The 8,428-nt window shown below is 58.0% G+C and carries 8 protein-coding genes; 7 read left to right on the top strand and 1 reads right to left on the bottom strand.

Features of this window, described 5'->3' with window-relative positions:
- The 7 genes from AC33YF_RS11775 to phoB form a co-directional block, all read left to right on the top strand.
- On the top strand, nt 1-875 hold an 875-nt coding region (locus tag AC33YF_RS11775; RefSeq protein WP_491777399.1), incomplete at its 5' end, for an ATP-binding protein.
- Between the two features lie 160 nt (nt 876-1,035).
- On the top strand, nt 1,036-2,079 hold the full coding sequence (locus AC33YF_RS11780) for a PstS family phosphate ABC transporter substrate-binding protein (protein ID WP_491777400.1): 1,044 nt from the start codon (nt 1,036-1,038) through the stop codon (nt 2,077-2,079).
- A gap of 152 nt (nt 2,080-2,231) precedes the next feature.
- Nucleotides 2,232-3,677, top strand: coding sequence for a phosphate ABC transporter permease subunit PstC (gene pstC, locus AC33YF_RS11785; RefSeq protein ID WP_491777405.1), 1,446 nt, complete (start codon nt 2,232-2,234; stop codon nt 3,675-3,677).
- Complete coding sequence (pstA, locus tag AC33YF_RS11790; protein WP_491777401.1) at nt 3,677-4,984, top strand: phosphate ABC transporter permease PstA; 1,308 nt, start codon at nt 3,677-3,679, stop codon at nt 4,982-4,984. The genes pstC and pstA overlap by 1 nt, the downstream gene beginning before the upstream one ends.
- 14 nt (nt 4,985-4,998) lie before the next feature.
- On the top strand, nt 4,999-5,844 hold the full coding sequence (gene pstB / locus AC33YF_RS11795; RefSeq protein ID WP_491777406.1) for a phosphate ABC transporter ATP-binding protein PstB: 846 nt from the start codon (nt 4,999-5,001) through the stop codon (nt 5,842-5,844).
- A 24-nt stretch (nt 5,845-5,868) separates the two neighbouring features.
- Complete coding sequence (gene phoU / locus AC33YF_RS11800) at nt 5,869-6,603, top strand: phosphate signaling complex protein PhoU (RefSeq protein ID WP_491777402.1); 735 nt, start codon at nt 5,869-5,871, stop codon at nt 6,601-6,603.
- A gap of 16 nt (nt 6,604-6,619) precedes the next feature.
- The gene (phoB, locus tag AC33YF_RS11805; protein WP_491777403.1) at nt 6,620-7,327 is read left to right on the top strand and encodes a phosphate regulon transcriptional regulator PhoB; all 708 of its coding nucleotides are present in this window, start codon (nt 6,620-6,622) and stop codon (nt 7,325-7,327) included.
- Between the two features lie 104 nt (nt 7,328-7,431).
- On the opposite strand, the gene AC33YF_RS11810 is transcribed toward phoB, so the two are convergent.
- Nucleotides 7,432-7,944: a GcrA family cell cycle regulator gene (locus AC33YF_RS11810; RefSeq protein ID WP_491777404.1), complete on the bottom strand. Its 513-nt coding sequence runs from the start codon at nt 7,942-7,944 to the stop codon at nt 7,432-7,434.
- Nucleotides 7,945-8,428: the final 484 nt, after the last annotated feature.

Genomic DNA, 8,428 nt, shown 5'->3' on the forward strand with positions numbered 1-8,428 from the left:
TTTACGCCGAGCGTGTGCCGGTCGAACGGCGTATGGAGGCCACCGTGGCGCCGCTTGGGCGGCGGGGAGACGCCAACCGCGATATTCTGGTTCTGCTGCGTGATTTCACGGAAGGCGAGCGCATTAACCAGATGCGGACGGACTTTATCGCAAACGCCAGCCACGAGATGCGGACCCCACTGGCGTCTTTGCGCGGGTTCATCGAGACGCTACAGAGCGCGGCTAAGGAGGACGAAGCCGCGCGCGAACGTTTCTTGCCTATCATGGCCGAGCAGGCAGCGCGGATGACCCGCCTGATCGATGCTTTGTTATCCTTGAGCCGGCTCGAAATGAACGCTCACGTCCCACCGAGCGATCTGGTCGACCTGAATGACGTGTTGGGGCATGCCCGCGATACACTAGAGCCCATTGCGGCAAACAACGATGCGACCCTGGAAGTTGAGCGCTTCGCAGAGCCGGCCATTGTGCGCGGCGACCGCGATGAACTTCTCCAAGTCCTCCAAAACCTCGTTCAGAATGCACTGAAATACGGCCGGCCCGGCGGACACGTGCGCATCGAGGCCAGACACATCCGGTCGCTCAGTGCTCAGACAAGCAGCCGCTTCGCGATCTCGGTGATCGACAATGGCCCAGGCATTGCGGACGAGCACTTGCCGCGTTTGACGGAACGGTTCTACCGCGTCGATGTCGATTCCAGCCGCGAAAAGGGTGGAACCGGGTTGGGACTTGCCATCGTGAAGCACATTTTGAACAGGCATCGCGGCGAATTGGCGATCTCCTCGAAGCCCAAACAGGGTTCGACATTCACCGTCATGCTTAACGAGGCACAGCCCTCAGGTGGCCGTGCGACATTGTCCACAGCGTCCAAATCTTAAATGCGTTCTAAAACAGTGCGCTATGCTGTCACAATAGAGAATCATCAGCGTCATAAAAGAATATTCGAGGGCAATTAGCGTGCCCACGAGCTGGCGGCGTAGGGCACGCTGGCACCGGCGTTATTCCAAGCGCCCTTATCCAAGCCAAGGGAGTTATATGGTGAACAGGATTGCTATCGCAGCGTCGACGCTTGCCGTCGCCGCCTTTTGCACGGGTGGCCCCGCGTTGGCCCGTGACCAGGTTCAGGTCGCCGGGTCCTCGACGGTTCTGCCGTACGCGCAGATCGTTGCCGAGGATTTCGGCAAAACCTACTCCAAGTTCAAAGCGCCGGTCGTTGAGTCGGGTGGCTCGTCCGCAGGCCTCAAGCAGTTCTGCCGGGGTGTTGGTGCATCGACGATCGACATTGCGAATTCTTCTCGCGAGATTCGCGAGGGTGAGATCAAGTCGTGTGCCGATGCGGGCGTGAAGAACATCATCCCCGTACGTTTCGGTTACGACGGCATTGTGTTCGCGACGGACATCAACAAGGAAGACTGGGCTCTTGAGCCGAAGGACGTCTACCTCGCACTTGCCGCGGAAATCCCCGTTGACGGCAAGATGGTCGAGAATCCGCACAAGACCTGGAAGGATGTGAACGACAAGCTTCCGGATTGGAAGATTGTCGGTTACATCCCCGGCGAGAAGCATGGTACCCGCGAGGTTTTCGAGGAGAAAGTTCTCGTAACGGGCTGTGAAGCCGCCGGCGGCAAAAAGATCTACATGGATGGCGGCATGGATAAGAAGGCTGCCGGCAAAGCATGTTATCGGGTGCGCAAGGACGGCGGTGCGGTGGACATCGACGGCGATTACACTGAGACGTTGGCCCGTCTTCAGTCCAACCCGACGGGCGTTGGCGTGTTCGGTCTGTCCTTTTACGAGAACAATACCGACAAGCTGAAAGTCGCGACCATGAGCGGTATCGAGCCGTCCGTGGAAACGATCTCTTCAGGCGAATATCCTGTTTCGCGCCCGCTGTTCTTCTACGTGAAGAAGGACCACATCGGCGTGATCCCTGGCCTGAAGGAGTATGTTGAGTTCTTCACCAGCGACAAGATGATCGGCCCAGACGGCCCGCTTGCTGACTACGGCCTCGTGCCGCTCCCAGAGGAGGAGCTTCGGGCTCTTCAGCAAGAGATCAAGGACGGCAAGGTCCTCAGCATGTAATGCTGACGACTTCGTTCAGCTAGTTGCGTTGGGGGAGCGGCGTCGACAAGGCGCGGCTCCCCTGGCGGGCCCTGATAAGACTGGGCCAACGAAAAAGAGCATGACCGGCCGAGGGGGCTCGTCGGGTGTCCAGTTTCACAATACTTGCCATTCTGGTTGCGGCAGCGATTATCGCTTACTTCATTGGGCGGTTCCGCAGCATCCAGTCTTGCGGCGGCCAGCAGCGCGAGCTCCACTCGCGTCCCGCGTATCATGGCTACTACTTAGCAATTCTGACCGCCCTCCCGGCCATCATTGTGCTTGCGCTGTGGAGTGCGGCAGAACGGCCCGTCACTCAATATGTCGCTATGCAGGAACTGCCGGCCCAGGTTCTCGAAGGGACCGATGCGCAGCGGGCGCTCACCATGAGCGTGGTGGATACGATCGCTGAGGGATTGCCGAAACTCAGCCCTGAAGAGTCCGAAACACTCCGCAAAGCTCGCTTGGGGTTTGTCACAACGACCGATGGTCGTGACGTGCTGGCACGGCACGGGGTTGTCCTAGGGTCCGATCCCGATCGCGCCATTCTCGCTGCCGCTGACGAACTCGCTGCGGCGCGGGAAACCAGCAGGTTGGCGCTACCGCTTGTCTGTTTTGCTCTCGCGGCTATCGGTTTCGTATGGGGTTTCTCGCGCATCCGCCCCGAGTTGCGTGCGCGCAACATTGTCGAACGGGTTATCCGCGGTGGGCTGTTCACGGCCTCTACAGTGGCGGTGCTGACGACTGTTGGCATCGTGTTATCGGTGCTCTTTGAGACGATCCACTTCTTCCAATTCGTCGCGCCCTTCGATTTTCTCTTTGGGACGGTCTGGGATCCACGTTTCGCGACAGTAGGGCAGGCGGAAGGCCAGTTTGGGCTCCTGCCGTTGCTATGGGGCACTCTATTCATCAGCTTCGTCGCCCTTCTCGTTGCGGTGCCGGTCGGGCTCTTCGCCGCCATTTACATGTCCGAATATGCGGGTTCCAGAGTTCGGGCGATTGCCAAGCCCGTGCTTGAGATCCTCGCCGGCATTCCCACGATCGTCTACGGCTTCTTCGCCTTGTCGGTTTTCGGTCCGCTGCTTCGCGACCTCGGTTTCAATATTGGCCTGGAAATATCCGCCTCGAGCGTGCTGACCGCGGGCATCGTCATGGGCGTCATGATCATTCCGTTTGTGTCGTCGTTGTCCGACGACATCATCAATGCAGTACCCCAATCGCTTCGCGAAGGCTCATACGGTCTCGGTGCAACACAGTCCGAGACGATTAAACGGGTCATTCTTCCAGCGGCGCTCCCGGGGATTGTTGGCGCCGTCCTGCTCGCGGCATCGCGTGCCATCGGCGAGACAATGATTGTGGTGCTGGCCGCCGGTATCGCCGCCAACCTCACGCTCAACCCACTGGAACCTGTCACGACGATCACCGTCAAGATTGTCAGTCAGCTGACTGGTGACCTTGAGTTCAACAGCCCACAAACGCTGGTGGCCTTCGCTCTTGGTCTCACGCTGTTCATCATCACCTTGGCGCTGAATGTCTACGCGCTCTACATCGTGCGCAAATATCGGGAGCAGTATGAATAATGACCGATCAGACCGCCTCCCTAGCGTCCTTTACAGGCGAAGAAGCGCAAAAGAAGCTGCGCAAGCGGCATCGAGCTGAGCGTCGGTTCCGCATGTACGGCATCGCCGCCATCGTGTTCGCTGTTGCCTTCCTGCTGTTCCTCTTTGGATCGATCTTCAGCCAAGGCTGGTCCGCGTTCTTGCAGACGTCGATTCAGTTGCCGGTCACGTTTAGCCAAGAAGTCATCAATCCTTCTGGAAATCCAAATGACGAGGAAGAGCTCTTCCGTGCCAACTATGTGAAACTCGCGCGCGAGGCGCTCTATAGTGAGCTTGGCGTCGATCCCAAAGATCGTAAGACGCGCCGCGCCGTCAACGAGCTATTGTCCCGTGGCGTTGACGTGCAACTCCGCGATATGGTTCTCCGAGACCCCTCGATCATCGGCACGACGCAGGACGTCTGGCTTCTTGCCAGCGACAACGCCGATGCCTTGCTTAAAGGATCGATCGATCGCGAGACGCCGAGCGACCGCCGCCAAGTTAGCGACCAGCAAATAGCCTGGATCGACCAGCTGGTTGCCAATGGCGATATGAAGAAGCGGTTCAACACCGGCCTCTTCGTCAATGGTGCTTCGAGTAACCCCGAAACTGCCGGCCTTGGTGTGGCGCTGATCGGTTCGTTCTTTATGATGTTGACCGTCGTCCTCTTGGCTGTGCCGTTGGGCGTCTGCGCGGCGCTCTACCTGGAAGAGTTCGCACCCAAGGGTAAGATCGCCGACATGATCGAGGTGAACATCAACAACCTGGCCGCGGTGCCGTCGATTGTGTTCGGTCTTCTCGGTCTCGCAGTGTTCATCAACTTCTTCGGTCTGCCGCGTTCAGCGTCTCTCGTGGGCGGTCTCGTGCTGACACTCATGACACTACCAACGATCATTATCACGACGCGCGCAGCAATTCGTGCGGTCCCGCCCTCAATTCGCGAGGCGGCACTCGGTGTCGGCGCATCCAAGACACAGGTGATCGGCCACCACGTGCTGCCATTGTCCTTGCCTGGTATTCTCACAGGTACGATTATTGGGCTTGTGCAGGCCTTGGGTGAAACGGCGCCCCTGCTAATGATTGGCATGGTTGCCTTTGTGGTCGATTATCCATCCACACCGCTCGATCCCGCGACAGGCTTGCCTGTGCAGATCTATATGTGGGCGTCATCAGCTGAGCGCGGATTTGTTGAGCGTACAGCTGGCGCAACAATGGTGTTGTTGGCCTTTCTGATCGTTATGAACAGTTTGGCCGTTTATCTCCGCAACAGGTTTGAGCGCAAATGGTAGAAGGGACCGAAGCTATGGAGGCGAAGGTGGAAGAAAGACCTGAGACGAAGGTCGAAGCGCCGGCCGCGCCGAAGGCCGATCAGTCCTTATCTACCGAACTCGGCGAGCTGAAGTTTGATTGCACCGACGTCAATCTTTGGTATGGCGAAAAACAGGCACTTTTCGACGTCAATCTCCAGATCTTCGGCGAGTCTGTGACCTCGTTGATTGGGCCGTCAGGCTGCGGTAAGTCGACCTTCTTGCGCTGCCTCAATCGCATGAACGACGTGATCGAAATCTGCAAAATCAAGGGTGACATTCGCCTCGATGGCGACGACATCTATGATCCGGAAGTCGACCCGGTTCAACTCCGCGCGCGGGTCGGCATGGTTTTTCAGAAGCCCAATCCTTTTCCGAAGTCGATTTATGAGAATGTCGCCTATGCGCCCCGCCTGCATGGCATGTGCTCTTCGAAGGCCGAGATGGACGACGTTGTCGAGAAAAGCCTGATCAGGGCTGGCCTTTGGGAAGAAGTGAAGGATCGTCTGGACGCACCAGGCACGGGCCTTTCAGGTGGTCAGCAGCAGCGGCTTTGCATCGCACGCGCGATATCGGTTAACCCCGAAGTCTTGCTGATGGACGAACCCTGCTCCGCTCTCGATCCGATCGCCACGGCGACGATCGAGACCTTGATCGACGAACTCAAGGAGAACCTGTGCATCGTCATCGTGACGCACTCGATGCAGCAGGCGGCACGCGTATCTCAGCGTACGGCGTTCTTCCACCTCGGCAAGCTTGTCGAGGTCGACTCAACGTCAACGATTTTTACCAATCCGTCCGATCAGCGAACCCAAGACTATGTAACAGGCCGGTTCGGCTAGGATCGGCGCTCAGGAGCCCCCGCCATGGAACAGCAGAGCGAACACACCGTTCGGTCCTACGAAGAGGAACTTGCCCTCCTCAACAACAAGATCGCCAAAATGGGCGGACTTGCGGAGAAAGTCCTGGGGCAGTCGTTCGATGCGTTGGATCGGCGCGACCCTGATCTCGCCGCCAACACGATCGGCGAGGACGAAGAAATCGATCAGCTGCAACGTGAGATCGAGGAGCAGGCGGTTGTCATGATCGCCCGTCGCCAGCCAATGGCTTACGACCTACGCCAGATCATGGCGGCGTTGCGGATTTCGTCCGATCTTGAACGGATCGGTGATCTCGGCAAGAACATCGCGAAGCGTGCTGTCGCCGTGGTGACCGAACAGCAGCCTAAGCAGCTCATGATGGGGCTGAAACACATGGGCGAGCTGTCCTTAAACCAGTTGAAGGAAGTGCTCGACGCCTTCATAGAGCGCGACGCGGAGCGTGCTCTGAATGTCTGGTACAAGGACGAAGAAGTAGACGCGATGTACAACTCGCTGTTCCGCGAGCTCCTGACATACATGATGGAGGACCCGCGGAACATTGGTCTGTGCACGCATTTGCTTTTCGGCGCAAAGAATATTGAACGTGTCGGCGACCACGCGACCAATATCGCCGAGACAGTCTACTATCTTGTGCACGGTCGGCCCATCACGGACCAGCGTCCCAAAGGGGATACGACCAGTTCGACGGCGTATACGTCATTGCGTCGTACATCGTTCTAACTGACGGGTGGAGAGCATGACCGCGGGAGCGAAGGTGCTTGTTGTGGAAGATGAAGAGCCGCTGGCTCTTCTCCTACGCTACAACCTTGAAGCCGAGGGGTTCGCCGTCGACGTCGTTCATCGCGGCGATGAGGCCGAGGTGGCGATTTCGGAGAATTCACCGGACTTGATTGTCCTCGACTGGATGTTGCCGGGAATATCCGGCCTCGAGCTTTGTCGGCGTCTGCGTACGGGCAAGGAGTCGCGCTCGATACCGATTATCCTGCTGACCGCACGCAGCGAAGAGAATGACCGCATTCGCGGCCTGACCACGGGGGCTGACGACTATGTGGTTAAGCCCTTCTCTTTGCCTGAGTTGATGGCGCGGGTTCGCGCCATACTCCGCCGTACGAGCCCGGAACGGATCGCGTCCGTCCTGTCCGTGGGCGATATCGAGTTGGACCGCGAGTCCCATCGCGTTACCCGAAACGGACGTCAGGTCCATCTCGGTCCGACGGAGTTCCGGCTCTTGGAGTTCCTCATGCAAAGCCCTGGGCGTGTGTTTAGTCGGTCCCAACTGCTCGATGGCGTATGGGGACGGAACGTCTACGTGGACGAGCGCACTGTCGATGTGCATATCGGCCGTTTGCGGAAGGCCATGATGCGTGGCAGCGAACGAGATCCGGTTCGGACAGTGCGGGGCGCGGGCTACGCGTTTTCCGATAAGCTCGAAGAAACGGCTTAGCCTTACTGCGTCGCAAAGACCCATCTCGAAAGTTTAAGACAATTGGAAAAGGCGCCAGGTTTGCTGGCGCCTTTTCTCTTGTTTGGGTTGGGGGGAAGAGAAGCTCAGCCACTAGCTGAGCGCTTCTCCCGCCGCCGCGACTGAACCGGCTGAAACGCCATGCGAGAATGATAGTCGCAATAGGGCGAGGAGCCAGTTTTCGTGCGCCCGCAAAAGTGAAAGTCCTCATCTGCCGGATCGCCTATGGGCCACTTACACATGCACTCCTTCAAGGTAAGGATGCTCGCCCGCTCGTGCAGCGGGATCACCAACTCCTCGACCGGGGCCGGTGCTGGCGCGGCCTCGTAGCCCTCTTCAAAGGTCGGCTTTAGCGCGACATTGCCACGCGTGCCGAAGGTCATTGACGGTGATCTGTTCTGCCTGGGCGCATGACTGCGCCTTGGCCGTGGAACGCTAGAACGCGAGCTTGTCGCACGTCCAGATAACCCCAGCCGATGAACTTTGCCGATCACCGCGTTACGGGTCACGCCGCCTAAGCGTGCCGCAATCTGGCTAGCACTTAGCCCTTCGGACCACAGCTTTTTCAGCAGTTCTACTCTGTCGTCAGTCCAAGCCATTGTATTTGGCCTCCTCAGTTTGGACTCAGATTCCACCCGTCGGTTGCGACGGCATTTTTTCGAATTACTCGGATTTACTGCTGAGAAATGATCGCTCGATCGTCCCGCGTGCCTACGACATCTGGTAGACGAGCGATTATTACCCTACTAACACCGGTAGGAACCGACAAGCGTCCGCCACGCTTGTGTGCCTCGTTTTCCACCGGAACGATGTGATTCTGCCATCACTAAGAGCCGAGCACAAACCCAGTCGTTGATAGAAGCGTGGAGAAACTTTGGATAAGCGGGTCATAAGGACAGATTGACTCAAATGGTTCGCAGACCTAACACTTTGACATCGCTTGCCGCCGCCACTTGGCGGCGCTTTTGTTTCAAGATCACGGAACTTTCATGTCGGCTCTTCTTCCGACCTATGCCCGCAGCGAATTGTCCTTCGTGCGGGGCGAGGGCGCCTTTCTTTTTGACGACAGCGGCGGCCGCTATC

The sequence above is a fragment of the Methyloceanibacter sp. genome (assembly GCF_058506495.1).